Genomic DNA, 25,842 nt, shown 5'->3' on the forward strand with positions numbered 1-25,842 from the left:
GGTGATGACACCGAGGATTTGACGTCTTGAATCGAGAATCATCCCCATCGTCATCCCTGCGAAAGCAGGGACCCATAACCACCGATGGTCATTGTTGCGCGATGCCGGGACGACGCGTTCCTCCCACTACACAAGCCGCGGAGTATAGGTCCCTGCTTTCGCAGGGACGACAGCGGTGTTTGTGGGCGCTGTGCCCCCCTCAAATCGCGCGCGCAAATCTGCGAAAGCCCGGTGCGCCGGTCAGGGCCTCGAATGCCGGATCGCGCTTCTCTTCGACGAAGGCGAAGCCGGCCCTGGTGTAGCAGCGTTCGGCGGCGTCGTTGCCGATCAGGAACGAGATCGATGCCCGCGCAAAACCTGCGGCCTTGCCGTCGGCGAGCGCGCGGCCGATCAGGGCCTGCACCAGGCCGCGGCCGTGCTGCGATGCTTGCCGGGCGACATGCTCGATCAGCCAGTCGCCCTCACCGCCTTGCACCCAGCAATTGCGGGCGTAGCCGCCGCGCGCCACGATGGTATCGGCATCCATGCCGAGCTGTGCCGCCACCTCCTCAATCGCCGCGCGGGCCGCAACGACCGTTCCGGATGCCGGCATCGCGCACAGTGCGGCCGCCGGGACACTATCGACCTCGGCGATCAGGAAATGGGCGACGTGGTACCATGACCGCACCCGCGCCACGGCGAGCCGCGTCATGAACGCCAGGCACTCGCCCTCCGGCCGGTCGAGCGCAATGTCGCACCAGCCGCGCGGGAGTGGGCCGCGTTGCGCGGCCAGCACGATACGGGCGATGAAGCTGGCGTCGTCGGATCGTGCGGGACGGATCGAAGATCGTCCCGCGCCGTCCATCTCAGGTGTTCTTCAGCGCGACGCGGAATTCCGCCTCGGTCTTGGCCTTGACCTCGTCGAGCGTGACGCCGTCGGCGAGCTCGATCAGCGCCATGCCGTCCTTGCCGTGCTTGTCGATGGTGAACACCGCCAGATCCGTCACCACCATGTCGACCACGCGCTCGCCGGTCAGCGGCAGGTTGCACTGCTTGAGCAGCTTGGGGCCGTCCTTGGCGGAATGCTCCATCACGACGACGACGCGCTTGACACCGGCGACGAGGTCCATGGCGCCGCCCATGCCCTTGACCATCTTGCCGGGGATCATCCAGTTGGCGAGGTCGCCGTTCTGCGCCACCTGCATGGCACCGAGGATCGACAGGTCGATATGGCCGCCGCGCACCATGCCGAAGGACTCGGCCGAGGAGAAATAGCTGGTCGAGGGCAGCTCGCTCACGGTCTGCTTGCCGGCGTTGATGAGGTCGGCGTCGACCTCGTCCTCATAGGGGAACGGGCCCATGCCGAGCATGCCGTTCTCGCTCTGCAGATTCACGTCCACGCCGTCGGGGATGTAGTTCGAGACCAGCGTCGGAATGCCGATGCCGAGATTGACGTAATAGCCGTCGCGCAGCTCCTTGGCGGCGCGGGCGGCCATCTGTTCACGGGTCCAGGCCATGAGGCTCTCCTGAGGAATTACTTATGGGTTGCGCGTTAAGCGGCGGGCCGCGGACGGGTGTTGCGGAACTCGATCCGCTTCTTGGCCGTGCCGACCTCGATGATGCGCTTGACGAAGATGCCGGGGGTGTGGATGTGGTCCGGGTCGATCTCGCCGGCCGGCACCAGATGCTCGACCTCGGCGACGGTGACCTTCGCGGCGGTCGCCATCATCGGGTTAAAGTTGCGCGCGGTCTTGCGGTAGACCAGGTTGCCGGCGGTGTCGCCCTTCCAGGCGTGCACGATGGCGACGTCGGCGAACAGACCACGCTCCATGATGTACTTCTCGCCGTCGAATTCCTTCACTTCCTTGCCTTCGGCGATCAGCGTGCCGACACCGGTCTTGGTGTAGAAGGCCGGGATGCCGGCGCCGCCGGCGCGGATACGCTCGGCCAGCGTGCCTGCGGGTTGAACTCGAGCTCGAGCTCGCCGGCGAGATATTGCTGGGCGAACAGCTTGTTCTCGCCGACATAGGACGAGATCATCTTCTTGATCTGGCGCGTCTCCAGGAGCCGGCTCAGGCCGATCCCGTCGACACCAGCGTTATTGGACACGACCGTCAGGCCCTTGACGCCGGAATCGCGGATCGCGTCCGACAGGGTCTCGGCGATGCCGCAGAGGCCGAAGCCGCCGGACATGATCATGATGCCGTCCTTGAGGAGACCATCGAGTGCCGATTTGGCGTCGGGATAAACTTTGTTCATGCAGCAAATACCTGATGGAGGGCGCGGAACGGCTGTGGCAAAGCGGATTATTAGGCGAAATCTTCGCAATGCGTCAATCACGGCCCCGTGCGGCGACAGGCGGCGCCTGCGGCGGCAACATGGCCTTGAAAGCGTCAAGAAAACCCTTCAAGTTGCGTGGGTTGGCAGGGGCCTCCGGCGAGAGCCCGCTGTGTTCGACGACGACCCGACAAAACTCAACCCGACCCGGATATGTCATTGACGATGGCCCAAGGAATTAAGCGCCTGGGGATGCCGATCGCGGCGCTTTTCGGCCTGGCGCTCGCCGGGCTGGTCGGAACGTCGTGGTTCCTCAACCGGGACGCGCTGCAGCGCGCGGTGGAAGCGCAGATTCGCGCCGTGACCGGGCTCGAGCTCGTCGTCAACGGGCCGATCGATGTTTCGGTGTTTCCGGGCAGCTACGTCTCCTTTCATAATGTCGGGCTGAAGGGCGCCGATACCACCGACCCGGCCCTGCAGGTCGACGTGCTGACCGCCAATCTGCGCCTGCTGCCGCTGCTGCTGCGGCGGTTCGAGATTGCCGACGTCATGATGCTCCGTCCGCATATCCATGTGGTCCGCGACGCGCCGGCGAGAGCAACTGGACCCCGTTCGTCGAGACCATCGCCAAGGCGATGACGCCGGGCGCCGAGAACCAGGTGTCGTTCTCCGAAATCCGGATCCAGGACGGCGAGCTGAATTACGAGGACGGCATCAACCGCATCTCCGAAAAGCTCGGCGATATCGACCTGTCGCTGGCCTGGCCGTCGATCTCGCGTTCCTTTGCCGCAACCGGCCAGTTCGACTGGCGCGGCGAGCGCGTCGACGGCTCGATCAGCGCCAGCGATTTCGTCGCGCTGCTGTCGGGCGACCGCTCCGGCCTCAAGGCACGGCTGGCCAGCGCGCCGCTGAAGGTTGCGTTCGACGGAACCGTCGCCAACCGCACCAGCCTGATGATGGAAGGCACCGCCACCATGGACTCCCCTTCGCTGCGCAACGCGCTGCGCTGGATGGGCCAGGCGCCGCCCGGCGGCGGTGGCGGCTTTGGCCGCTTCGCGCTGAAGGCCCGCGCCAATGTGGTCGGCGGCTCGGTCGCGCTCACCAACGTCAATGTCGAGCTCGACGGCAATGTCGCCGAAGGCGTGATGACCTACGCCAATAACGGCCGGCAGTCGCTACAGGCGACGCTTGCCGCCGGCAATCTCGATTTCACGCCCTACATCTCGACCTTCCGCCTCCTGGCCAGCGGCCAGCGCGACTGGAACCGGCAACTGTTCGACCTCTCCTCGCTGTCGTCGACTGATCTCGACATGCGTCTGTCGGCGGCCAAGGTCACGGTCGGCCCGTCCAAGCTCGGCCGCACCGCGTTCGGCGCCAATCTGCGCGGCGGCGCGCTGGCGCTCAGCGTCGGCGAAGCGCAGATGTATGGCGGCATCGCCAAGGGGTCGTTCGCGATCGCGCGCTCGGATGCGGTCGCCGACGTCCGGGCGCAATTCCAGTTCACCGATGTCGATCTGCAGGCCTGCGCCAGCGAGCTGTTCGGCATCAACAAGCTCTCCGGCCGCGGCAACCTCAACGTCTCACTGACCGCCTCCGGCTCGAGCCCGTTCGGACTGGCATCGTCGCTGGACGGCACCGCCACGCTGAACGGGCATGACGGCGCGATCGCGGGCTTCAATGTCGAGCAGCTGTTGAGGCGGCTGGAGAAGCGGCCGCTGTCCGGCGGCGGCAATTTCCGCTCCGGCTCGACGCCCTATGACAATCTCAACGTCTCGGTGAAATTCGCCGACGGTGTCGCGACCGCCGACGACATCCGTGTCGAGAGCCCCACGGCGAAGATCACGCTGACCGGCACCGCCTCGGTGCCGTCGCGCGAATACGATCTCAAGGGCGTCGCCAGCCTGACCTCGGCGGCGGCCGGCGGCAACGCGTTCGACCTGCCTTTCGTGATCCAGGGCCCGTGGGACGATCCGCTGGTCTTCCCCGATCCGGAAAGCCTGATCCGCCGTTCGCCGGCATCCGCGCCGCTGCTCGATGCGGTGAAGGATCGCAAGACGCGCGATGCGGTGCGTTCGGTGATCGAGCGCTTCACCGGCGGCGCGGCACGCCCCGCGGTCGCACCCGATGCTGCCGCCGGCGCGCCCGGCAATGCACCGGCGACAGCGGCCGAGAACGCCAAATCCAACTGACGACGTCGGATTGAAGAAGTCGACCTGACCGAAGTCGAACTGATCGATCCATTCACTTTCCGCATGGATGCACCGGGACTGATCCACGCTCTCGCCGCACACCCCTACAGAAGTCGTCGATCCGGCATCTTTATCGGGTCACGGGCATGCGCTACTGTTTTCTCCAACCGGTTAAAAAGCCGGCCTCAAGAGGGAGAACAACGTGAGATCCAAGGTTATCGGTGCACTATCAATTGCGGTCGCCGCGGTCGGCCTGCTTGCCGCAACTGCACCCGCTCTGGCCCAGGGCAAGACGATCACCGTCTGGTGGGGCAAGGGGTTTTACAAATCCGAAGACGACGCGCTGCTTGAGACCATCAAGAAATTCGAGGCCAAGACCGGCATCAAGGTCGAACTGTCGCAATACGCGATCCAGGACATGATTCCGAAGACGGTCGCCGCGCTCGATTCCGGCACCGTGCCCGACGTCGCCTATTCCGACACTTACGACGTGCAGGCCCAGGGCAAGTGGGCATTCGAGGGCAAGCTCGAGGATCTCTCCGACATCATGCTGCCGATGAAGGATGCCTTCGCGCCGAACACGCTGGAAGCGGCGCTGCTCTATAACGACGTCACCAAGAAGAAGTCCTATTACGGCTTCCCGCTGAAGCAGCAGAGCATGCACGTCCAGATCTGGGGCGACATGCTGGAGAAGGCCGGCTTCAAGGCCGCCGACATCCCGACCAAGTGGGAGGACTACTGGACGTTCTGGTGCGACAAGGTGCAGCCGGCGATCCGCAAGGCGACCGGCCAGCGCATCTATGGGGTCGGCCAGCCGATGGGCGTGGAATCCACCGACTCCTTCCAGTCGTTCTACACCTTCATGGACGCCTACCACGTCAAGCTGGTCGACGACGACGGCAAGCTCCTGGTCGACGATCCCAAGGTGCGCGATGGCCTGATCCACGCGCTCAAGGACTACACCGACACCTACATCAAGGGCTGCACGCCGCCCTCTTCCACCACCTGGAAGGATCCGGACAACAACGTCGCCTTCCACAACAAGACGATCGTGATGACCCACAATTTCACGATCTCGATCGCGGCGAAGTGGTTCGAGGATTCCACCAACCCGGCGCTGACCGACGCGCAGCGCGCCGCCGGCAAGCAGGCCTATGAGCACGACATCATCACGGCGTCCTTCCCGAAGGCGCCGGACGGCTCGACGATCCGCTACCGCTCCGACGTCAAGACCGGGCTGATCTTCGCCAACGCCAAGAACAAGGCCGAGGGCAAGCAGTTCATCGCGTTCCTGATGCAGGAAGACAACGTCCGGCCCTATATCGAAGGTGCGCTCGGCCGCTGGTTCCCGGTGACCAAGGCCAGCCAGGCCAGCCCGTTCTGGCAGGCCGACCGGCATCGCAAGGCGGTCTGGAATCAGTTCACCGGCGGCACCACGCCGTTCGACTTCACCAAGAACTGGAAGTTCACCATCCTGAACAACGAGAACGTCTGGGCCAAGGCCATGAACCGCGTGGTCAGCGAGAAGGTGCCGGTGGACAAGGCCGTCGACGAGCTGATCGCCCGCATCAAGCAGGTCGCGGGGTGATGTAAGCGATGACCAGCGCTGCTGATACTTGCTCCGCGTCGTCCCGGCGAAAGCCGGGACCCATACGCCGCGGCAGCGGTTTTGGAGTAGGCTGGTCGACGGCTTTCGCGCAATATCCGGGGCCTGTGGTTATGGGTCCCGGCTTTCGCCGGGACGACGACGTAGCAGCGACCGGCATGTCTTTCCAAGAGTAACCGAATGGCGATCACACTCTCCGCATCCGATGCCCCCTCGCCGCCACTGTCGGCGCGGCTGTCGCCGCCGCAGGTCTGGGGCATCGTGCTGCTCGCGCCCTACCTGCTCGTCTTCCTCGCCTTCGTGGTCTATCCGGTCGGATACGGCCTGTGGCTGGCGCGCCAGCCGGCGAGCTATGTCGCGCTCTACAATGACCCGATCTTCGCACGCGCCGCGGTCAACACGCTGATCTTCCTGGTCATCGGCATCAACATCAAGATGCTGATCGCGCTGTTCCTGTCCGGCTTCTTCGCCCAGCAGCGGCCCTGGATCAGGTGGCTATCCGTCATCTTCATCCTGCCCTGGGCGGTGCCGTCGATTCCGACCATCCTGTCGGTGCGCTTCATGCTCAATCCCGAATGGGGCGTGGTCAACCAGTTGATCTTCAAGTTCACCGGCGACGACGGCCCGAACTGGCTGAACGATCCGGCGGTGGCGCTCGCGATGGCGATCGGCGTCCACATCTGGAAGTCGCTGCCGTTCTGGACGCTGATCCTGCTGACCGGGCGGCTCGCGATCTCGCACGACCTGTACGAGGCCTCCGACGTCGACGGCGCCAATTGGTGGCAGAAATTCCGCTACATCACCTGGCCGTCGATGCAGACGCTCTACATCACCTGCACGCTGCTCTCGATGATCTGGACGCTCGGCGACTTCAACAGCGTCTATCTGCTCACCGGCGGCGGACCCGCCGACCTCACCCACGTGCTCTCGACGCTGGGCATCCGCTATCTCAGGCTCGACCAGCTGTCGCTGGCGATGGCTTCGATCGTCTGCGCGATGCCGTTCGTGCTGCCGCTGGTCTATTTCATGATGAAACGGTTGTCGCGATGAAGCTGCCCACCCTCCGCGAAGTCGGCACCGAAGCCAAGCTGCTGTTGATCGGCATCCCGGTCTTCATCTGGACCATGATTCCGATCTACCACATGTTCGTGTTCGCGATCTCGCCGAAGGAGGACGCGTTCTCGGGCAAGCTGTGGCCGACGCATCCGACGTTCCACAATTTCTCGATCGTGTTCCACCAGCAGCATTACTTCCTGCGCGACTTCTGGATCCAGTTCTGGAATTCGACCGTGATCGCGCTCGCCGTCGGCGCGCTGACGCTGTTCGTTGCCACCGCCGCCGCGTTCTCGATCTCGCGACTGCGGGTGCCGGGCGGTCGCGCTGTGATGAACATGGCGCTGTTCACCTACTTCATCCCGGCGGCGTTCCTCGCCGTGCCGATGTACCGCACCATGGGCACCTATGGCCTCTTGAACAATCACTGGTCGCTGATTCTCGCGATGGTGACGATCGCCGCCCCCTACGCGATCTGGGTGCTGAAGCAGGCCTCCGACAAGCTGCCGGTCGAGCTCGATGAAGCCGCGACGATGGACGGCGCCACCACGCTGCAGCTGTTCCGCCTGGTCTATGTGCCGCTGATGATGCCCTCGCTGGTCGCGGTCGGTACCTACGCGATCCTGCTTGCCTGGAACGAATATCTCTACGCCTTCCTGCTGCTGTCGAAGGACACCGACATCACGCTGCCGGTCGCGCTCGGCAACTTCCTCGCCGCCGACGATTCGCCGTGGGAGCTGTTGATGACCACCGGCTTCATCTACGCGCTGCCGCCGGCCGCGGTCTATTACGCCTTCAAGCGCTACATGGTCGGCGGGCTGACCGCCGGCGCCGTCAAGTCGTGATGGCTCCAAAGCGTTTTCGAGCGAAGTGGACACCGGTTCGCGTGAAGAAAACGCATCAAACAAGAATCTAGAGCGGCGCGGCGCTCTCGCCGCGCGCGTTCGACAGCTTCGAGGCGAAAGACGCCACCACGATGATGACGGCGATCAGCGCGATCGCCAGCGTGCAGATCGCATTGATCTCGGGCTTCACGCCGAGCCGCACTTCCGAATAGATCCGGATCGGCAGCGTCGCCGAGCCGGGACCGGTGGTGAAGCTTGCGATCACGACGTCATCGAGCGACAGCGTAAAGGCGAGCATCCACCCCGCCACGATCGCCGGCACGATCAGCGGCAGCGTCACCAAAAGGAACGCGCGCACCGGATCGCAGCCGAGATCCATCGCGGCCTCCTCCAGGCTGCGGTCGAGCGCGGACAGGCGCGACTGCACCACGACGGTGACGAAGCACATCGTCAGCGTGGTGTGGGCGATCGTCACCGTCCAGAAGCCGCGCTCGGCGTTCAGCGCCACGAACAGCAGGAGCAGCGACAGGCCGGAGATCACCTCGGGCATGACCAGCGGCGAATACAGCATGCCGGAGAACAGCGCCCGCCCGCGGAACCGCTCGCCCCGCGCCAGTCCGACTGCCGCCAGCGTGCCCAGCAGGGTCGCCAGCGTCGCCGACACCGCAGCGACCGACAGGCTCATCCACGCCGCCTCCAGCATGGCGCGGTCGTTGAAGAACTCATGGTACCAGCGCAGCGACCAGCCGCCCCACACCGTCACCAGCCGCGACGCGTTGAAGGAATAGATTACGAGGATGACGATCGGCAAATAGAGGAAAGCCAGCCCCGCCGCCAGCGAGGTCATGTTGAAGCGCGTCAATCTGGTGACGGTGCGCGCCATCAACGGTTTGCCTCAAGCTGACGCCGTTGCAGGCGGTCGTAGAGCACGAGCGGCGGCACCAGCAGGAGCAGCAGCGCAACCGCGGCTGCGGACGCCACCGGCCAGTCCTTGTTGGTGAAGAACTCGAGCCACAGCGTCTGCCCGATCATCAGCGCGTTGGAGCCGGCCAGCAGATCGGGGATCACGAACTCGCCGACGATGGGGATGAAGCAAAGCAGCGCACCGGCGCCGACGCCGGGCAGCGACAGCGGGAACGTCACCAGCCAGAACGCCTGTCGCGGCGAGGCGCCGAGATCGCCGGCGCCTCCAGCATCGAGGCATCCAGCTTCGAGAGCGTCGCATAGAGCGGCAGGATCATGAACGGCAGATAGGAATAGACGATGCCGAGATACATCGCGCTATCGGTCGACAACCAGATCACCGGCGCGGATACGATATGCAGCGCCAGCAGAACCTGGTTGAGCAGGCCGTCATGCTGCAAAATGTTGATCCAGGCATAGATGCGGATCAGGAACGAGGTCCAGAACGGCACGATCACCAGCATCATCGCGATGCCCTGCCAGCGCTGCGGCAGCCGCGCCATGCCATAGGCGATCGGATAGCCGATCAGCAGCAGGATCAGCGTCGAGCTCACCGCCACGACGAGGCTGCGCAGATAGGACAGGATGTAGAGATTGTCCTGAATCAGCAGCCGGAAATTGTCGAGCGACAACTGCGCGAATGCCGCGGCCAATGCCGCGCGGCCCGCGGTGAAGTCGAACACCGGCGTGTAGGGCGGCTGCGCGATCGCGGTCTGCGACAGGCTGATCTTAAGCACGAAGCCGAACGGCACCAGGAAGAACAGCACCATCCAGAGGTATGGCGCGATCGCGGCGAGCCGCGCCGGCCGCGCGAAGATGCGGCGCGCACTCATTGCTCCAGCACCAGGCAATCGTCGGCGGTGAACCACGCCACCACGCGCTGGCCGGCCAGATAGGCATCGACGTCGAGCCGCGCGGTATTGGCCATCGACGCGCGCAGCACCGCGCCGGTCTCCAGCTTCACCCGGTAGCTCGTCACGCCGCCAAGATAGTTGACGTCGGCGACGACGCCCTCCAGCCGGTTGATCGCATGCGTGCCGCCCTCGTCCGTGGCAGGCGCGCGGCGCGACAGCTTCACCTTCTCGGGGCGGATCGCGACGCTGACGACGTCCTTGGTCACCGGCGGCCACAGTTCGCTCACCGCGAGCGTGCCGGCCTCTGCGGTCGCGACCGTCAGGCGGCCGTTCGCGCGGGCGGCGACCTGGCCGTGGAACAGATTGATGTCGCCGACGAACTCGGCGATCCAGCGCGAGGCCGGCGCCTCGTAGAGATTGCGCGGGGTTGCGACCTGGACCAGCCGGCCGGCATCCATCACGCCGATCCGGCCGGCCATCGTCATCGCCTCCTCCTGGTCGTGGGTGACGATGATGAAGGTCATGCCGAGCCGGCGTTGCAGCTCCATCAGCTCGCCCTGCGTGCTCTCGCGCAGCTTCTTGTCGAGCGCGGCGAGCGGCTCGTCGAGCAGCAACACCTGCGGCCGGCGCGCCAGCGAGCGCGCCAGCGCCACGCGCTGCCGCTGTCCGCCGGAAAGCTGGTCCGGCTTGCGCTTCTCGAGCCCCTCGAGCTTGACCAGCGCCACCATCTCCGCGACGCGGGTCGCGATATCCCTGCGCGCCATGCCGGCGCGCTTCAGTCCGAATGCGATGTTGTCGCGCACCGACAGGTGCGGAAACAGCGCGTAGTTCTGGAACATCATGTTGACGGGCCGCTCGTGCGGCAGCACCTGGGCGATGTCGCTGCCGCCGAGCAGGATGCGGCCCTCGTCCGGCGTCTCGAAGCCGGCGAGCATCCGGAGCAGCGTGGTCTTGCCGCAACCACTCGGGCCGAGCAGCGCAAAGAACTCACCGGCGCGGATATCGAGCGAGAGCTTGTCGACCGCGCGGAAATTTCCGAACGACTTGGCGACGCCCTCGATCCGCAGCAGCGGCATGTCCGGGACGGCCGGTTCAGGCAACGGCCTTGCCGCCTCCGCACTCGCTTCGCCCGATGTCACGTCAAGAAGCCCCGATTCCCCGCAAGGTCCAATCCTGGCCGCAAGCTAGCGGCGGATCGCCACCGGCTCAACCGCCTCACGGACATCTCCCGCGATATTGTCGGCGTCCGCGCCCCTGCCAGGTCGTGTATTCTTCAACGCCTTGCATCGGCTTTGAGGTACAAACCGGGAGACATTTGTTCAGTCTGAAGCTTGCCGCTTTTGACCCGGAGCGGTCCTGAGCACTTGCAGCTCGGGCGGCATCCCATCGAACGCGCCGCAGAACGAACTTGGACTCTTCCGCCGATATGCCCGCGCTGACATACTCCGAGATGTCCGTTTGACCTTCTCTCCCGACCGACGAGGATGAAAACAGCTACAGTGGAGGGCTCAATGAATACGCGGATCGAAAAATTTATGGAAGGATACAAGCGAGCCTGGGAAGGGCGGGATGATAGCTTGCTCTGCGCACTGTTCGCCCCAGATGGCGTCTATCACAACACGCCGTTTGATGCCCAGATTGGGCGCCTGGAGATTGCGAGGTACTGGGACCGCGTGAAGCTCCAAGACGACATTCGCCTCGACTATCAAATCGTCGCCGAGACAGCCAATGGCGGCGTTGCCACATGGAGCGTCACATACAAAGTTACCTCGGAAAAGATGTTCGAGATGTGGGCCAAGTCCGCTGGAACTGGTATGATCAACCGCCGGCCAGGTGACCCGCTACCGCGCTTGAGGCTCGAAGGCATCGCGGTCGTCGAACTCGGACCGGACGATTTGTGCCGCCATTTTCGGATCTGGTGGCATTCCCAGGTAGCTAAGACGGACTCGACTTGAAGGAACCGACTCTTCGAAGTCCACAGCGGTAATGTCAGCGGGGAGTGCCGAACGATGTCCAATATCTCGCGTCGGGACGTGACACTTGGCGCAGCCGGTGCTTATGCCGCGTTTGGACTCGACAAGCCGATCACGTTTGTCGGCGCGGCTCACGCTCAACTGCCCGTCACTCAACCTTTCCGCAAATACAAGGTTGGCGACATTGAAATCTTCTCTCTGATCGATGGCATGCGTGACGTTCCGCTGCGGGAGGGGATGGTCAGGAATGTCAGCGTCGAACAGGTCAAGACCGTGTTGCGTGCTGCCGGTTTTCCCGACAATCAGGCGCCTCTGCGGTTTATCGTCATGGCGCTCAAGCTGCGCGATCAAGTGGTCCTCATCGACTCGGGTACGGGCGGTCATCCGATTTATGGTGAGGGGAACGGCCGGTTATTCGAGAGCATGGCCGCCGCGGGCCTTGACCCCAAGGCAGTCAAGACGATTCTCATCTCCCATCTCCACGGCGACCACATTTATGGCCTCATGAACAATGAGAGCGATGCGCAGGTCTTTCCGGATGCCGACATCGTGGTGCCCGCCGCGGAATTGAAATGGTGGACGCGCCCGGGGGTCGAATCGATCGATCTCGGACCGACGCGCAAAGGCCTAGCCCAACGAATTCAGGCCACGGTGGCGACTTGGAAAAACGTCAGGACCTTTGAGGGAGAACCAGAACTCCTGCCCGGTGTGCACGCCGTTCAGGCACCCGGCCATAGCCCGGGAATGGTCGCGCATCTGGTCACCTCCGGCGGCGAGCAGTTCCTGATCAGCGCTGACGTGGTCAATCTTGCGCCACACATTTCAACAAATCCCGAGTGGCAGCTCGCTATCGACCAGGATCCGCAAATGGCTGTCGAAACGCGAAGGAAGATCTTCGATCGCGCAGTCGCCGACAAGCTCACCATTTCGGGGACTCACTGGTTGATGCCGAACGTCGGCACGCTGGCCAAGGATGGCAGCAGGTACGTATTCGTAGCCGAGGGGTAATATTCCCGCGACTCTATCTGTTGGCAATTGGAACACGACTGCTGCTCGTAGCGGAGAATCGGTTGGCATCTGAGTCAGCTCTTGGCCCAACTCGGACCTCCGGCGACGTCTGCTCTTGCGATGCTGTTGCGGACTAAGCAGACGTAGGCCCCGAAGGGGCTCGTTGCCTTTATGAGTACATGCCCTAGACTTCGCAGTCGAACTCGGGAGGACAACCGATGATTTGCGACCGCTACGGCCTGCCGCTGACCACCGATTCGGACCGTGCCGCCGCCTATTATGTCGACGGCGTCGATCGGATGCTGGCGGCATTGCACGGCGCCGACGCAGCGTTCGAGGCGGCAATCGCCGAGGACCCGGATTTCGCGCTGGCCCACCTCGCCGCGCCCGCGTCCATCAGCTCAACATGGAAGGCGCCGCGGCCCGCGCCAAGGCCGGCGATGCGCGGCAGCTCGCGGCGGCCGCGACCCCGCGCGAGCGCCAGCACATCGAGATCATCGCATCGGCGATCGAGGGCCAGGGCAAGAAGGCGATGACCGCGGCCGAACAGCATCTTTCCGAATATCCGCGCGATGCGCAGATACTCTCGCTGTTGCTCGGGGCCTTCGGCCTCTACGCCTTCTCCGGCCGGTCCGACCATGACGCAGCGCGGCTCGCGATCTCCGAACGCTACGCCAGCGACTATGGCGACGACTGGTGGTTCCTGACCTATCTCGCTGGTCGAAGACCGAGGCCGGCGACCTCGTCTCGGGTCGCGCCATTACCGAGCGGGGCTATGCGCTGAAGCCGGAAAACGCCGGCGCCGCGCACGCGCTGGCGCATGCGCTGTTCGAGCAGGGCGACGCGGCGGAAGGCCGTAGCTTCCTCTCCGCCTGGCTGCCGGCGAACGATCGCACCAGCTTCCTGCAGGGACATCTCGCCTGGCACCTCGCCCTGATCGCGATCGAGGAAGGCGACCCCGACGGCGCGCTCGCCATCTACGAGCAGCACATCAAGCCGGCGGGCCGGCCCTATCCGCCGCTCAATATCTACACCGACACCGCCTCGCTGCTGTGGCGGCTCATGGTCGCCGGCAAGACCGGTCTCGATCAGCACTGGAAGGATGTCGCCGCCTATGGCGACGGCTATTTCCCGAAGGCCGGCGCGCATTTCGCCGATGTGCATCACGCGCTGGTCGCGGCCACGACCAACAACGATGCGCTCAAGGCGCGGCTCGTCGAGATGGCGGCACGCGATGCCGACGGCAAACTGGCGCCCGGCCCGGCCGCGATCGGGCTCGGCCGCGGCATTGCGGCCTTCGCGGCCGGCGACCATGACGACGCCGTGCGCATCCTGGCGCCGCTGATGCCCGAGCTGGTGCGGATCGGCGGCAGCCATGCGCAGCGCGAGTTGTGGGAGGACACCTTCATCGTCGCGTGCCTGCGCGCCGGCCAGGGCCGGCAGGCAACGAACCTGATCTCGGAGCGGCTGCATCGGCGTCCGTCGCGGCGCGACGTCGCCTGGTCGCAGGAGGCGGCGCGGCAATAGCCGACCCTCAATCGGGCTTCGCCATGAACGCCGCGAGCGCATCGCGATCGGCTTGCGGCATGGCCAACCCGAGCTTCGAGCGGCGCCACAGCACATCGTCGGGAAAGCGCGCCCATTCCTTGCGCATGAGGTAACGCACCTCGGCGCCCGTCAGTTCAGCACCAAAAGCGGGACCAAGATCGGCCTTCTCCCGGGCCTCTCCCAGAATGTCCCTGACGTTCAGACCATAGGCGGCCACCAGACGCCGCGCCTGCGCCTCGCTGAGGATGCGCCAGCGGTCGCGCGCGATATCGACCTCGGTCTCGAAGCGCTGCCAGGCGAATTCGCCGCCCGGCAGTGGCGCCGTTGCGGTCCAGCGCGGCGCCATCGGATAGAACCGCGTGAACTCCGACACTGCCCGCTCGGCACGCCACCGCGCGGTGGTCACGTCGCCGCCGACAATCGTGAGCAGCGGCGCCTTGCCGCGCCTGTAATCGAGCGACGCAGCGCCATCGCTTCTGTGCCGGCGCACGGGTGCGATGACGGAATTGGCGCCGGAGATCGTCCGCAGCACATCGGCCGGGGTGATCTGCTCGCGAAAATAGCGATTGGCTGCGTCGCAGAGATAGGCCACTTCCCGCACGCCCATCGCGACGATGGCCGGATCACCCTTGAAGCCATGGCTGACGCTTCCGATCAGGGTGAAGTCGCGCTCATAGGGACTGCCGAAAATCAGCTGCCCGTCGGCGTTCTGGAACACATAGACGTTGTCGCAATCGAATAGGCGGCGCACCACGATCTGGCTGATCTGGACGGTCACAAGCGGCGGCGCCGGCACGCGCAGCACGGTATCGCCGACGGAGGCGGTCCACGCGCCGGTCGCGTTGACCAGCGCCCGCGCCGTGATCACCCGCCGGTAGCCGCGGTCGATCGCGACCAGCCGCCAGGTCTCGCCGCGCTCGGCCCGGGTCACCCGCGCGCCGGTGCGGATCTCGGCGCCGCGCGCGGCGGCGTCGACCGCGGTAAGCACGACCAGCCGGGAATCGTCGACGACGCAGTCGGAATATTCGAACGCGGTGCCGAACGGCCGCTTCAGTGCATTGCCGACCGGATGATGGGTGACGTCGAGCGTCGCAGAGCGCGGCAGGCCGCTGCGCGAGGCCAGCCGCTCGTAGAGCAGCAGCAACGACCGCAGCTGCCACGGCGGCCGCTCGTCGGCATGCGCCGGGATCACGAAGCGCGCCGGCCGCACCAGATGCGGCGCAATGCGCAGCCAGACGTCACGTTCCCTGAGCGCCCTGCGAACGCGGAAGAACTCGCGCCGTTCCAGGCCGGCCAGGTCGCCGTGCACCAGCCGCGGCGAGGCCTGCGACGCGCCGGAGCCGAGATCGCCCTGCTCCAGCAGGATCACGCGCAGGCCGCGGCCGGCCGCATCACGAGCCACGCTCGTGCCGTTCAGGCCACCGCCGATGATCGCGACGTCATAGTCCGCCATGCACGACGCCTATCGCATTTCAATGCGAACGAAATACGTGCTCGCAGAAAAAATGCGTCAGGTGTGTCGAGCGCGCGTTCCGATGAAATCGGAACGCGACGCTGGATTCCAGTTTGGCGCGTTTTCTTCACGCGAACCGGTACCCACTTCGCTCGAAAACGCTTTAGCCCGCGCCAGCGGAGGCGAAGAAGTGTTCAGGTCCATCGACCTCGATCAGCTTCTTGCCTTCGATCACCCAGAACCGGTTGGCCACCGTCCGCACGAATTGGCGGTCGTGCGACACCAACAGGCAGCTGGCCTGCTGCTCCATCAGTTCCTCCTCCAGGGTTTCCTGGCCCTCGATGTCGAGGTGGTTGGTCGGCTCGTCGAGCAGGTAGAAATTCGGCTGGGTCAGCCGCAGCACCAGCATGCCGAGACGGGCCTTCTGCCCGCCCGACAGCCGTCCGATCGGACGGCCCTGCATCTCGATCGAAAGACCGGCGCCGGCGAGCAGGCCGCGGGCGCGCTGATCGCCGACCTCGAAGCGCCGCGTCAGCATGCGCATCGGCGTGTCGCCATCCCTGAGATCGGCCAGCGCCTGGTCGCAATAGCCGAGCACCAGGGACTCGGTGGCCCGGATCTCGGCGGCCGCCGCCTCGGGGGTCTCGATTGCCAGCCGCAGCGCGGCGACGAACCGGGTCTTGCCCACGCCGTTCGGCCCGAGCAGTGCAATCCGGTCGCCCTTGCAGATGAACTGCTGGCCGGTCCTGAACAGCGGCCGGCCGTCCGGGGTGGCGATCACGGCGTTGTTCAGCCTGACCAGGACCTTGGCATGGGTGTCGCGATTGGCGAGCCGGATCGTTCCGGCGGATCGCTCCATATGCGCAGGCTTCGCCGTCTCCTCCAGCCTCTCGGCGCGCTGCTTCAACTGCTTGGTCTTCGACAGCAAGAGGTCGCTGCCCGAATTGATGCCGAGATTGTTGAGCTTCGCGGCCTGCTGGCGAAGCTGCCGGACCGCCTTCATGTCGCGCTGATAGCGCCGCTCGTCGGAGGCATCGAACTCGTCGACCGCCGCGCGCGCCGCGGTGTAGGGCAATGCGAACAGCTGCGAGCGCTCCGGGCGCAGGAACAGCGTCCGGTTGGTGACGGCGTCGAGGAAGGCACGATCGTGACTTGCGATCACCACCGGCATCTCGCGCGGCAGCGCATTCAGCCAGGCCTCGAGCCGGCCGATCTTGGCGAGGTCGAGATGGTTGGTCGGTTCGTCGAGCAGCAGCACGTCGGGCTCGGTGACCAGCACGCGGGCGAGCAGCGCAAGCCGCAGCCAGCCGCCGCTCAATTGCTTGAGCGGCCGCACCCACAGCTCCTCGGGCACCTCGAGCGATTGCAGGGCGACGTCGACCCGCCAGCCCTCGCTGGCGCGTTGCTCGGCGGGCAGCGCGTCGAGGACGGCGGCATGAAACGCCGTGTCGAGCAGACTTGGCGGCGCATCCTGCTCGACATGGCCGACGGTCAGGCCGCGCGCGCGGGTGATGTCGCCTTCATTGGCCTCCATCGCGCCGGCGATACAGCGCAGCAGCGTGGATTTGCCGCGGCCGTTGGCGGCCACGAGGCCGATCCGGTCGCCGGCATTGACGACGAAATTCAGTTCGGAAAACAGCGGCGCGTTCAGCGTCACGCCGAGATTGCGTACATTGATGAGGGACACGATCAATTCTCTGGTCTTGCCGGCGATCACGACATCCGGGCATCCAGCCATCGGATGTGCGTGTCGAAGCGCGGCGAGGGATTCGAGTGCGGGCGCGAACGCTCAAACGTTCGATGCCGCACGGCCACGAAGGGCAGACCAGGAAGAGATTTTAGACGAGTTTCCGGTCAGCCCTGCAAACGCATTTGCAGGGCGTTGACGGGGCCACGCTTGAGGTGGGGATCGCTAGATCTCGCCACGAAGCAGCCCTCCTTTCTCGGCCAAAAAGTTGTGGTGCGCCGAGATTTAGCTGGACGCGCAACCGATGGCAAGCGCAGCCGGCGGGGCCGACCTGACGCTTCAGGCCGGTTTACCCGGCCTTGCGCACGGTTTCGGCCAACCGGTCGCCGCCGACCAGCGCGGCAAATTGACTGATCGGGGCCGGCCGACCGATCAAATAGCCCTGCACCGCGTCGCAGCCCTCTTCCGAAAGGAGCCGAGCTGCGCCTCGGTCTCGACGCCTTCGGCGACGATCGACATTTCAAGACCGTGGCCGAGATCGATCACCGCGCGCACGATCGCGGCCGATTGCGGGTTGCGGCCGAGATTGATGACGAAGGCGCGGTCGATCTTGATCTTGTCGAACGGAAACGCCTGCAGGTAGCTCAGCGAGGAATAGCCGCTGCCGAAATCGTCCATCGAGATGCGCACGCCGAGCGCCTTCAGCCGCCGCAGCAGCGACAGGCCGCGGTCGAAATCCTCGATCAGCACGCCCTCGGTGATTTCGAGCTCGAGGCGGTCGGGCGTCAGCCCGGTCTCGAGCAGGATCGAATGGACGAGGCCGACGAGGTCGCCATGGGTGAATTGCGCCGGCGACAGGTTGACGGCGACCTGCATCGGCACCGCCCACGAGGCCGCCTCGCGGCAGGCTTCGCGCAGGATCCATTCGCCCATCTCGACGATCAGGCCGCTTTCTTCCGCGAGCGGGATGAAGTCGCTGGGCGGCACGAAGCCGCGCACCGGATGGTGCCAGCGCGCCAGCGCCTCGAAGCCGATGATCTGGCTGCCCGCGACGCTCGGGCCCGCAGCCGCCTGCGGCTGGTAGTAGAGCGACAATTCGCCGTTCTTGATCGCGACCGACAGTTCCTGATGCAGCACGCGGCGATCGCGGATCTGCTGGTCCATCTCGGGCTCGAAGATCGAGATCGTGCCGCGCGACTTCGCCTTGGCGCGGAACAGCGCCGCGCCCGAATTGGCCAGCAGCGAGGCCGCGTCGGACCCATTGTGCGGGAACACGGCGATCCCGGCGGTGAGCCCGGTCCGCACCGACTTGCCGTCGATCAGGAAATCCTGCCCGAGCGCCTCGGCGGCCTGCTCCGCCAGCGCGATGCCCGCGACGGGCTGCTGGCCGTCGATGATGAGGCCGAATTCGTCGCCGGACAGCCGTGCGACCACGCCGCCGCGCGCCACGTTCTGCAAGCGCTGCGCGACCTCGATCAGCACCTTGTCGCCCATCGCATGGCCGTAGACGTCGTTGATCTCCTTCAGCCCGTCGAGGTCGACGCAGAGCACGGCGAATTCCTCGTCGGTGCCGTCGCAGGCCTCGATCATCTGGGTCAGCGCCTGCAGGAAGGCGGCGCGGTTCGGCAGATCGGTCAGACCGTCGTGATAGGCCATGTGCGCCATCCGTGACTCGGTCTGGCGCCGGTCGGTGACGTCCTCATGGGTCTTGATCAGATATTGCGGCTCGCCGGCATCGTCTAGCACGGTCATGCGGCGGGTCAGGAACAGCCGCAGGCCGTCCTTGGTCGAGATCGGATGCTCCTCGGCGATCATGCTGCGCTTCCTGATCGCGGCCTCGTCACGGGCGACGATCAGCTTGGCTTCGCGCGCGTGAAGATGTCGGACGCGGTGAGGCCGGCGGCATCCTCGCGGCGGCGGTTGAGGATCGTCTCGGCGCTGCGGTTGGCCAGCAGATAGCGACCGTCGCTGACGCGCTGCACGATCAGCGAGACCGGGATGTTGTCGACCACGAGCTCGAGGAATTTCTTGTTGTTCTCGAGCTCGCGCGACAGCGAGCGGCGGTCGGTGACGTCCTCGAACAACGCGATCAGGAATTCCGGCTCGCCGGCCTCGTTGCGGGCGATCACCCGGTTCGACGCCAGGATGCGCTTCTCCGCACCGCGTTCGACGAAGAACTCGCTGCGGTGATAGCCCTCCGGCGCATCCAGCGCCGCGCGGTCGGCAGCATCGATGCTGAGCGCGGTCTCGGGGCGGAAGATCTCGTCGGCGCGCTTGCCGACGATGTGATCGCGCGAGAACCGCGAGAAGCGCTCGAACGCGCGGTTGGCGAAGATGTAGCGGCCGTCCTCGATGTTCTTGGCCGCGACGCAGACCGGGACGTTGTCGAGCACGGATTCGAGGAACTGCGTGGTCGAGGCCAGCTTGCGCGACAGCTGGCGCTGGTCGGTGCAATCGAGATGGGTCGCCACCGAGCCGCCGTTCGGCAGCGGAAAATATCTCACCAGCACCGACCTGCCGCCGGGCAGTTCGGTGACCAGCCCTTCGGGCGCTGCGGCCCTGGCGAAGAAATCCGCGGCGCTGACGTCGAGCACGCCGCGGTCGCGGCGCAGCTCCAGCAGTTCGGTGCCGGTCATGTGGCGCCGGATGTCGGCGCGCGACAGGCCGTAGATGTCGAGATAGCGGTCGTTGCAGAACACGATGCGCTCCTGCGCATCGGTCATCACCACGCCCTGGTTCAGATGGTTGAGCGCCGACGACACGAAGGCGTTGCGTCGCAGTTGCGCGCGCTTGGCCTTGCGCAGGGCCGAGAGCACCCAGAGCCCGATCGCACCGAGGAAGGATGCGACCACCACGCTGCCGATCAGGAGCTCCCAGACCACACCCGGATCGAGGTCACCCAGATAGGTCGACGGCGCGAAGGCGGCGGTGGCGGCCCGGGCTACGCTGAACGGCACGACGGCGGCGATCAGGCAAAGGAGGGCCCTTGCCGGAATCGAATTCTTCCCGCCCGCCTGCCACTTCCTGCCAGCCATTAATCACCCGCGGATTTCCGGGGCGAGTGTCCGGCTCCGGCGGTTTGGATCGGGTAAACGCGTACGGATGCAACTGGAATATGCCACTTAATATGCGGCAATTGCCCTGACATGATTAATGCTCCACTAACAGGGCATGGCTCCCCAACTAATTGAGATGGCCCAAGTACTTGTCTAATAAGCACTTGCCGAATGCGATCGGATCGGCAGAACGATGTTGGCGGCAACGGCCAAGGCGTGGCTGCGCGGAAATGTTCGGACCTGAAGGACAAGATGGACAGGGTTGATTGCGTGATCGTCGGTGCGGGGGTGATCGGCCTCGCCGTGGCGCGCCGGCTGGCACAGGCCGGCCGCGAGGTGATTGTGATCGAGGAGGCCGAAGGGATCGGCACGGTGACCTCGTCGCGAAACAGCGAGGTGATCCACGCCGGCATCTACTACAAGGCCGGCAGCCTGATGGCGCGGATGTGCGTCAGCGGCAAGCGGGCGCTGTACCGCTACTGCGCCGAGCACGGCATCCCGCACAAGAATTGCGGCAAGCTGATCGTCGCCACCACACCGGCGGAGACCGAGAAACTGCAGTCGATCCGGGCCCATGCCGCGGCCAACGGCGTCGACGACATGCAGCTGTTGTCCGGCGAGGCGGCGCGGGCGCTGGAACCGGCGCTGAACTGCGATGCGGCGCTGCTGTCGCCCTCGACCGGGATTATCGACAGCCATGCTTACATGCTGGCGCTGCTCGGCGACGCCGAGGCGGCCGGGGCGGCGTTCGCTTTCCATACGCCGCTGCTCCACGCCAGGGCAACGGCTAACGGGTTCGAGATCGAAGCCGGCGGCGCGGCTCCCATGACGCTGGCCTGCGATCTTCTGGTCAATGCCGCCGGCCTCGGCGCGACGGCGGTCGCGCGCAGCGTCGAGGGCATGCCCATCGCGTTGATTCCAACCGCCTATTTGGCCAAGGGCAACTACTTCAGCTGCAGCGCCAAGGCGCCGTTCTCGCACCTGATCTATCCGGTGCCGGAGCCCGGCGGGCTCGGCGTGCACCTGACGCTCGACATGGCTGGACAGGCAAGGTTCGGCCCCGACGTCGAGTGGATCGATCGCATCGATTACGCCGTCGATCCTGATCGGGCGCAACGGTTCTATCCGGCGATCCGGAAGTACTGGCCGACCCTGCCGGATGGCGCGCTGATGCCGAGCTATTCGGGAATCCGGCCCAAGATCGTGCCGCCGGCGGTGGCGACGCAGGATTTCCTGATCCAGGGGCCAGCCGAACACGGCGTCGCCGGTCTGATCAACCTGTTTGGGATTGAATCGCCCGGGTTGACGTCATCGCTCGCGCTGGCCGACCATGTCGGCGCGCTCGCGGAACTCTGAGCAAACGCAGCGAAGCCTCCCGAGGGAAACGCGGTCGGGCGTTGATCCCTCGGTGAAAGGCCAGATTATTCGCTGATTTGCGGGGACTTGGCTTAGTGGACCGTGTCGTCGGCGGAAAGTCGCAACCGCTCGATTTGATCCTTGACCATCAGCTTGCGGCGCTTCAGCTCGCAAATGTGCAGGTCGTCTACAGAGGGGTGAACGAGCGCTTCGTGCAGTTCGTTCTCGAGTATTTTGTGTTTACGCTCCAGCTCAACGAGATGGGCCTGGATTGCCATTGCGAACTCTCCTCGGTGCGTTAAACCTCAGGTTCGATCCGGACTCCCAAGTGTACACAAGTGGGCGGCACTGTCGATAGGGGACGCGAAATGCCGCAGACACGCATTTCGGTTTATCTGTAACCAATCGTGACTATGGAACCGGTTCAGCTTGCGCGGCGCGCGCGCAGGGAGGATATTCCGGTAAGCGGCTGCTTCGGCCGCGACAACCTCGTCGTGCTTACCAGTTAATACACAACCATGAACGATCAGGATGAGCGCGAACTCCTCGCCGAGCTTGCGCGTCTGCAACAAGAGCACCGCGACCTCGATGCCGCGATCGACGCGTTGCATCAGTCGCCAGCGCCGGATCTCCTGATGTTGCAGCGCTTGAAGAAGCGGAAGCTGCAACTGCGCGACCGCATCGCCTTCATCGAAGATCAGATCACGCCCGACATCATCGCCTGAGTGCGCCCCTTCGCTTCGGCGGCCGGCTGGTTCAGGCCCGGCGGCAGGTTTTCCCCGTCATCCACAGCGCCTCGCTGGCTTCACGTTCGCGGCAACGAACCCGCACAAGGCTTTCGGCGCTTGACTCCAAAAGAACAAAATAAGAACATGCCGGCCCAGCCGCAAGCCATCAGAGGGAGTTTCGCCATGTCCGCACCCCCGTCCCTGCCCGAGCACACCCACTACGAGAAGGCCTGCGATCAGGCGATCGCGATGTGCGACGGCAACCTGCGCAGCACCATCAAGGCGCTGATCATGGCCAACGAATATCTGGAAGCCGAGCTCGAGGAATTGCAGGCCGCGATCACCGCCGGCTGCGTGCCGGCGCGGACCCAGTCGGCGAGCGACGTGGCGAGCGATGCCGCCTGACCATCGAGGAGCACAGCAATGGCTGACGTGACCTACTACGTGGCGCTGCCCTTCATGCAGGACGACGACGGCACGCCGGTCGCCGGCAACGCCGAGGAGTGCCAGAGCTCGGCGATCGCGCTGCGCCGCGCGGAGACGATGTCGCGGATGCCCGGCAGCATCGGCGCCGTCGCGTTCAGCCGATCCGGCGATCCGGCGATCGGCGAATTCGGCGATGCCAAGCTGCTGCGGGCCTACGGCAATGTGCCCGAGGATCTCAGCGCGCTGTAGATCCCAGGGCGTTTTCGCGCGAAGCGGCGGCCGGTTCGCGTGAAGAAAACGCGTCAGGAAATCCAGGCCGTGGCGATTGATCGGAACGGAAAACCCCTGGGATTACCGCTAGGATTACCGCTAGGATTCGTGGCGCCGCTGCGCCTTGCGCACATACATCGCGCGGTCGGCCTCATCGAGAACGCGATCGAGATCCGAATGTGCGGTGAGGATCGCAACGCCTGCGGAGGCGCCTGCGGAGACCTGGCTGTCGCGGAACACGAAGGTCAGGCGGTCGATCGCATCTTCCAGCGCAGCTGCCTTGGCGTGGGCATCGGTCTCGCTGAGATTCCACAGCAGCACCGCGAACTCGTCGCCACCGAGACGACCGACCACGTCGGAGGCGCGCACCTGGTCGGATATCGCGGCAACGATCCTCTTCAGCACCTCGTCGCCGGCCGCGTGCCCGAAGGCATCGTTGATCGGCTTGAGGCGGTCGACGTCGAGCACGATCAGCGCGCCGGAGGCCTGATAGCGCTTGATGAAGGAGAGCGATCGGGCGAGCTCGCGCTCGAAGCCGCGGCGATTGAAGATGTCGAGCAGGAAGTCGGTCTCGGCCGAGGCCTGCAGCTCCTCGATCCGGGCCTGGGCCCGCGCCAGTTGCGCCCGCAATCTGCGGATGGTGGATTTGTCGCCGGATGCGACCGCGCCCCGCGTGGGCGCTTCGGTTCCAACCGCTTTTTCGCCAGTCCCCTTGGTTCCAGTTCTGCCCGGCCCCGGTTTGCGCGCGGCGGGCGCGCCTTTCCGTCGTTTTGCGGCCCCTGAGGCGGCCGCCGTCGTCTTTTTCTTCATGCGCATCCTTGTTGAGGCCTGCTTATGAAGGCTTGCCGGGATTCACCAAGACAGGATAGTCCATTCTGACTCCCTTGCCACGCCTTGGATGAGAACCGGGCCGTCCCTATAATCGGCCTATGCTTTTGGATTCCTGCACAGAATTGAAGAGATGACCGCTCCGATCGCCATCATCATGGGAAGCCAGTCCGACTGGGAAACCATGCGCCATGCCGCCGAGACCCTGGCCGCACTGGGTGTTGCCTGCGAAACGCGCATCGTTTCGGCGCACCGCACCCCGGATCGCCTCTATGCCTTTGCCAAGGGCGCCAAGGCTGCGGGGCACAAGGTGATCATTGCCGGCGCCGGCGGCGCCGCGCATCTGCCGGGCATGACGGCCGCGTTGACGGAGCTTCCGGTGTTCGGAGTTCCCGTCGAGTCGAAGGCGCTGTCCGGCGTCGATTCGCTGTACTCGATCGTGCAGATGCCGGCCGGCATCCCGGTCGGGACGCTGGCCATCGGCAAGGCCGGCGCGATCAATGCCGCGCTGCTCGCGGCGAGCGTGCTCGCGCTCAACGATCCTGCTTTGTCGGCTCGCCTTGCGGCCTGGCGCAAGCAGCAGACCGATGCGGTCAACGAACATCCGGAGGGCTCGGCGTGACGGCTTCAAACCTCGTGAAGCTGAAGCCGGGCGACACCATTGGAATCCTCGGCGGCGGACAATTGGGCCGGATGCTGGCGATGTCCGCAGCGCGCCTCGGGCTGCGCTGCCAGGTGTTCTCGCCGGATCCGGATTCGCCGGCGTTCGACGTGGTGCAGCACGCGACCTGCGCGGAATATGCCGACGTCGAGGCGCTCGAACTGTTCGCCAACGACGTCGACGTCGTCACCTATGAATTCGAGAACGTCCCGGCCGCGACCGCGATGGTGCTCGCCGCGCGCCGCCCGGTGCTGCCGGCGTACAAGATCCTCGAGACCACGCAGGACCGGCTGATCGAGAAGGATTTCATCAGCAAGCTCGGCATCGGCACGGCCGATTATGCCGACGTCTCCTCGGTCGCCACGCTGCGCAGCGCGATCGAGCGGATCGGGCTGCCTGCCGTGATCAAGACCCGCCGCTTCGGCTATGACGGCAAGGGTCAGGCCATCATCCGCGCGGGCGATGACCTCGAGCAGGTCTGGGACGATCTCGGCACCAAGTCGGCGATCCTCGAGGCCTTCGTGCCGTTCGAGCGCGAGATCTCGGTGATCGCAGCCCGCTCCGCGTCCGGCGAGGTCGAGTGCTTCGACGTCACCGAGAACGAGCATCGCGACCACATTTTGAAGATATCCCGCGCGCCGGCCGCGATTCCCGCGGAGCTTGCCGCGCAGGCGCGCGCGATCGCGGAAAGGATCGCGTCGGCGCTCGACTATGTCGGCGTGCTCGCGGTGGAATTGTTCGTGGTGCCCGGCAACGGCAAGGCGGCGACGGTGCTGGTCAACGAGATCGCACCGCGCGTGCACAATTCCGGTCACTGGACGCTCGACGGCGCCTCGATCTCGCAGTTCGAGCAGCACATCCGCGCGATCGCCGGCTGGCCGCTGGGCAAGCCGGTGCGCCATGGCGAGGTCACCATGACCAACCTGATCGGCGACGACATCCTGAGCTACGAGCAGTGGCTCACCGTCCCCGGCGCCACCGTCCATCTGTACGGCAAGGGCACGCCGCGTCCCGGCCGCAAGATGGGGCACGTCACCGAAGTGACGCCGCCGCGCAAGCCGTGAACTCTGCTAGAGCGCGAT

General features: G+C 65.2%; 21 protein-coding genes and 4 pseudogenes. 14 read left to right on the forward strand and 11 right to left on the reverse strand.

The window, feature by feature from the left end:
* Positions 1-199: 199 nt before the first annotated feature.
* The 3 genes and pseudogenes from ALC15_RS03105 to ALC15_RS03115 form a co-directional block, all read right to left on the reverse strand.
* Positions 200-844 carry a GNAT family N-acetyltransferase gene (locus tag ALC15_RS03105; RefSeq protein ID WP_050626013.1) on the reverse strand — a complete coding sequence of 215 codons (645 nt, stop codon included), beginning with the start codon at positions 842-844 and terminating at the stop codon, positions 200-202.
* A 1-nt stretch (position 845) separates the two neighbouring features.
* Positions 846-1,496, reverse strand: a complete 651-nt coding sequence (locus ALC15_RS03110) for a 3-oxoacid CoA-transferase subunit B (protein ID WP_021078521.1) — start codon at positions 1,494-1,496, stop codon at positions 846-848.
* A gap of 35 nt (positions 1,497-1,531) precedes the next feature.
* A pseudogene (locus ALC15_RS03115) lies at positions 1,532-2,238 on the reverse strand (CoA transferase subunit A).
* 243 nt (positions 2,239-2,481) lie between these two features.
* Here ALC15_RS03115 and ALC15_RS03120 point away from each other — a divergent pair.
* From ALC15_RS03120 to ALC15_RS03135, 4 genes and pseudogenes are all read left to right on the forward strand, one after another.
* Positions 2,482-4,445, forward strand: a pseudogene (locus tag ALC15_RS03120) (AsmA family protein).
* 202 nt (positions 4,446-4,647) lie between these two features.
* Positions 4,648-6,033, forward strand: coding sequence for an ABC transporter substrate-binding protein (locus ALC15_RS03125; protein WP_050626014.1), 1,386 nt, complete (start codon positions 4,648-4,650; stop codon positions 6,031-6,033).
* Between the two features lie 198 nt (positions 6,034-6,231).
* Positions 6,232-7,101, forward strand: a complete 870-nt coding sequence (locus ALC15_RS03130) for a carbohydrate ABC transporter permease (RefSeq protein WP_050422655.1) — start codon at positions 6,232-6,234, stop codon at positions 7,099-7,101.
* Entirely contained in the window at positions 7,098-7,949 is an 852-nt protein-coding gene (locus ALC15_RS03135) for a carbohydrate ABC transporter permease (RefSeq protein ID WP_050626015.1), read from the forward strand. Before ALC15_RS03130 ends, ALC15_RS03135 begins: the two co-directional genes overlap by 4 nt.
* A 67-nt stretch (positions 7,950-8,016) precedes the next feature.
* Here ALC15_RS03135 and ALC15_RS03140 read toward each other — a convergent pair whose 3' ends face one another.
* The 3 genes and pseudogenes from ALC15_RS03140 to ALC15_RS03150 all read right to left on the reverse strand — a co-directional run bounded on the left by ALC15_RS03140 (position 8,017) and on the right by ALC15_RS03150 (position 10,842).
* Entirely contained in the window at positions 8,017-8,832 is an 816-nt protein-coding gene (locus ALC15_RS03140; protein WP_050626016.1) for an ABC transporter permease, read from the reverse strand.
* Positions 8,832-9,745: pseudogene (locus ALC15_RS03145) on the reverse strand (ABC transporter permease). Before ALC15_RS03145 ends, ALC15_RS03140 begins: the two are co-directional and overlap by 1 nt.
* Entirely contained in the window at positions 9,742-10,842 is a 1,101-nt protein-coding gene (locus tag ALC15_RS03150; protein ID WP_244485911.1) for an ABC transporter ATP-binding protein, read from the reverse strand. The pseudogene ALC15_RS03145 and the gene ALC15_RS03150 overlap by 4 nt, the downstream one beginning before the upstream one ends.
* A 435-nt stretch (positions 10,843-11,277) precedes the next feature.
* Here ALC15_RS03150 and ALC15_RS03155 point away from each other — a divergent pair, with 435 nt between their 5' ends.
* The 4 genes from ALC15_RS03155 to ALC15_RS03165 all read left to right on the forward strand — a co-directional run bounded on the left by ALC15_RS03155 (position 11,278) and on the right by ALC15_RS03165 (position 14,274).
* Positions 11,278-11,721 (forward strand): nuclear transport factor 2 family protein, encoded by a 444-nt coding sequence (locus tag ALC15_RS03155; protein ID WP_050626108.1) that lies wholly within the window; start codon positions 11,278-11,280, stop codon positions 11,719-11,721.
* Positions 11,722-11,775: 54 nt separating this feature from the next.
* Positions 11,776-12,747 carry an MBL fold metallo-hydrolase gene (locus ALC15_RS03160; protein WP_063781775.1) on the forward strand — a complete coding sequence of 324 codons (972 nt, stop codon included), beginning with the start codon at positions 11,776-11,778 and terminating at the stop codon, positions 12,745-12,747.
* Positions 12,748-13,153: 406 nt separating this feature from the next.
* On the forward strand, positions 13,154-13,531 hold the full coding sequence (locus tag ALC15_RS47495) for a tetratricopeptide repeat protein (protein ID WP_347336267.1): 378 nt from the start codon (positions 13,154-13,156) through the stop codon (positions 13,529-13,531).
* Entirely contained in the window at positions 13,444-14,274 is an 831-nt protein-coding gene (locus ALC15_RS03165; RefSeq protein WP_347336268.1) for a tetratricopeptide repeat protein, read from the forward strand. The genes ALC15_RS47495 and ALC15_RS03165 overlap by 88 nt, the downstream gene beginning before the upstream one ends.
* A 7-nt stretch (positions 14,275-14,281) precedes the next feature.
* On the opposite strand, the gene ALC15_RS03170 is transcribed toward ALC15_RS03165, so the two are convergent.
* The 3 genes and pseudogenes from ALC15_RS03170 to ALC15_RS03180 all read right to left on the reverse strand — a co-directional run bounded on the left by ALC15_RS03170 (position 14,282) and on the right by ALC15_RS03180 (position 20,470).
* Positions 14,282-15,748: a glycerol-3-phosphate dehydrogenase gene (locus ALC15_RS03170; RefSeq protein WP_050626019.1), complete on the reverse strand. Its 1,467-nt coding sequence runs from the start codon at positions 15,746-15,748 to the stop codon at positions 14,282-14,284.
* 163 nt (positions 15,749-15,911) lie between these two features.
* Positions 15,912-17,486 (reverse strand): ABC-F family ATP-binding cassette domain-containing protein, encoded by a 1,575-nt coding sequence (locus tag ALC15_RS03175; RefSeq protein ID WP_050626020.1) that lies wholly within the window; start codon positions 17,484-17,486, stop codon positions 15,912-15,914.
* Positions 17,487-17,784: 298 nt separating this feature from the next.
* Positions 17,785-20,470 (reverse strand): annotated as a pseudogene (locus ALC15_RS03180) (sensor domain-containing protein).
* 192 nt (positions 20,471-20,662) lie between these two features.
* Between ALC15_RS03180 and ALC15_RS03185 the strand changes: the two are divergent.
* Positions 20,663-21,847 (forward strand): NAD(P)/FAD-dependent oxidoreductase, encoded by a 1,185-nt coding sequence (locus tag ALC15_RS03185; RefSeq protein WP_283806231.1) that lies wholly within the window; start codon positions 20,663-20,665, stop codon positions 21,845-21,847.
* A 92-nt stretch (positions 21,848-21,939) separates the two neighbouring features.
* Here ALC15_RS03185 and ALC15_RS41430 read toward each other — a convergent pair whose 3' ends face one another.
* Positions 21,940-22,125, reverse strand: coding sequence for a YdcH family protein (locus tag ALC15_RS41430; protein WP_050422666.1), 186 nt, complete (start codon positions 22,123-22,125; stop codon positions 21,940-21,942).
* Between the two features lie 240 nt (positions 22,126-22,365).
* Here ALC15_RS41430 and ALC15_RS03195 point away from each other — a divergent pair, with 240 nt between their 5' ends.
* The 3 genes from ALC15_RS03195 to ALC15_RS03205 all read left to right on the forward strand — a co-directional run bounded on the left by ALC15_RS03195 (position 22,366) and on the right by ALC15_RS03205 (position 23,250).
* Positions 22,366-22,572: a YdcH family protein gene (locus ALC15_RS03195; RefSeq protein ID WP_024583705.1), complete on the forward strand. Its 207-nt coding sequence runs from the start codon at positions 22,366-22,368 to the stop codon at positions 22,570-22,572.
* Between the two features lie 186 nt (positions 22,573-22,758).
* The gene (locus ALC15_RS03200) at positions 22,759-22,980 is read left to right on the forward strand and encodes a hypothetical protein (protein WP_050626022.1); all 222 of its coding nucleotides are present in this window, start codon (positions 22,759-22,761) and stop codon (positions 22,978-22,980) included.
* Between the two features lie 18 nt (positions 22,981-22,998).
* Positions 22,999-23,250: a hypothetical protein gene (locus ALC15_RS03205; protein WP_050626023.1), complete on the forward strand. Its 252-nt coding sequence runs from the start codon at positions 22,999-23,001 to the stop codon at positions 23,248-23,250.
* A 120-nt stretch (positions 23,251-23,370) separates the two neighbouring features.
* On the opposite strand, the gene ALC15_RS03210 is transcribed toward ALC15_RS03205, so the two are convergent.
* Positions 23,371-24,087 carry a GGDEF domain-containing protein gene (locus ALC15_RS03210; protein ID WP_050626024.1) on the reverse strand — a complete coding sequence of 239 codons (717 nt, stop codon included), beginning with the start codon at positions 24,085-24,087 and terminating at the stop codon, positions 23,371-23,373.
* A 145-nt stretch (positions 24,088-24,232) separates the two neighbouring features.
* Between ALC15_RS03210 and purE the strand changes: the two genes are divergently transcribed.
* Both purE and ALC15_RS03220 read left to right on the forward strand, forming a co-directional pair.
* On the forward strand, positions 24,233-24,721 hold the full coding sequence (gene purE / locus ALC15_RS03215; protein ID WP_050626025.1) for a 5-(carboxyamino)imidazole ribonucleotide mutase: 489 nt from the start codon (positions 24,233-24,235) through the stop codon (positions 24,719-24,721).
* Positions 24,718-25,824: a 5-(carboxyamino)imidazole ribonucleotide synthase gene (locus tag ALC15_RS03220; protein WP_050626026.1), complete on the forward strand. Its 1,107-nt coding sequence runs from the start codon at positions 24,718-24,720 to the stop codon at positions 25,822-25,824. Before purE ends, ALC15_RS03220 begins: the two co-directional genes overlap by 4 nt.
* Positions 25,825-25,842: the final 18 nt, after the last annotated feature.

It is taken from the genome of Bradyrhizobium viridifuturi (assembly GCF_001238275.1).
Lineage (GTDB): Bacteria > Pseudomonadota > Alphaproteobacteria > Rhizobiales > Xanthobacteraceae > Bradyrhizobium > Bradyrhizobium viridifuturi.

What these genes read in the sequence shown, in the direction of transcription:
- ALC15_RS03105 (WP_050626013.1), bottom strand. Translation starts at nt 844, where the DNA reads ATGGACGGCGCGGGACGATCTTCGATCCGTCCCGCACGATCCGACGAC.
- ALC15_RS03110 (WP_021078521.1), bottom strand. Translation starts at nt 1,496, where the DNA reads ATGGCCTGGACCCGTGAACAGATGGCCGCCCGCGCCGCCAAGGAGCTG.
- ALC15_RS03130 (WP_050422655.1), top strand. Translation starts at nt 6,232, where the DNA reads ATGGCGATCACACTCTCCGCATCCGATGCCCCCTCGCCGCCACTGTCG.
- ALC15_RS03135 (WP_050626015.1), top strand. Translation starts at nt 7,098, where the DNA reads ATGAAGCTGCCCACCCTCCGCGAAGTCGGCACCGAAGCCAAGCTGCTG.
- ALC15_RS03140 (WP_050626016.1), bottom strand. Translation starts at nt 8,832, where the DNA reads ATGGCGCGCACCGTCACCAGATTGACGCGCTTCAACATGACCTCGCTG.
- ALC15_RS03150 (WP_244485911.1), bottom strand. Translation starts at nt 10,842, where the DNA reads ATGCCGCTGCTGCGGATCGAGGGCGTCGCCAAGTCGTTCGGAAATTTC.
- ALC15_RS03155 (WP_050626108.1), top strand. Translation starts at nt 11,278, where the DNA reads ATGAATACGCGGATCGAAAAATTTATGGAAGGATACAAGCGAGCCTGG.
- ALC15_RS03160 (WP_063781775.1), top strand. Translation starts at nt 11,776, where the DNA reads ATGTCCAATATCTCGCGTCGGGACGTGACACTTGGCGCAGCCGGTGCT.
- ALC15_RS47495 (WP_347336267.1), top strand. Translation starts at nt 13,154, where the DNA reads ATGGAAGGCGCCGCGGCCCGCGCCAAGGCCGGCGATGCGCGGCAGCTC.
- ALC15_RS03170 (WP_050626019.1), bottom strand. Translation starts at nt 15,748, where the DNA reads ATGGCGGACTATGACGTCGCGATCATCGGCGGTGGCCTGAACGGCACG.
- ALC15_RS03175 (WP_050626020.1), bottom strand. Translation starts at nt 17,486, where the DNA reads ATGGCTGGATGCCCGGATGTCGTGATCGCCGGCAAGACCAGAGAATTG.
- ALC15_RS03185 (WP_283806231.1), top strand. Translation starts at nt 20,663, where the DNA reads ATGCGATCGGATCGGCAGAACGATGTTGGCGGCAACGGCCAAGGCGTG.
- ALC15_RS41430 (WP_050422666.1), bottom strand. Translation starts at nt 22,125, where the DNA reads ATGGCAATCCAGGCCCATCTCGTTGAGCTGGAGCGTAAACACAAAATA.
- ALC15_RS03195 (WP_024583705.1), top strand. Translation starts at nt 22,366, where the DNA reads ATGAACGATCAGGATGAGCGCGAACTCCTCGCCGAGCTTGCGCGTCTG.
- ALC15_RS03200 (WP_050626022.1), top strand. Translation starts at nt 22,759, where the DNA reads ATGTCCGCACCCCCGTCCCTGCCCGAGCACACCCACTACGAGAAGGCC.
- ALC15_RS03205 (WP_050626023.1), top strand. Translation starts at nt 22,999, where the DNA reads ATGGCTGACGTGACCTACTACGTGGCGCTGCCCTTCATGCAGGACGAC.
- ALC15_RS03210 (WP_050626024.1), bottom strand. Translation starts at nt 24,087, where the DNA reads ATGCGCATGAAGAAAAAGACGACGGCGGCCGCCTCAGGGGCCGCAAAA.
- purE (WP_050626025.1), top strand. Translation starts at nt 24,233, where the DNA reads ATGACCGCTCCGATCGCCATCATCATGGGAAGCCAGTCCGACTGGGAA.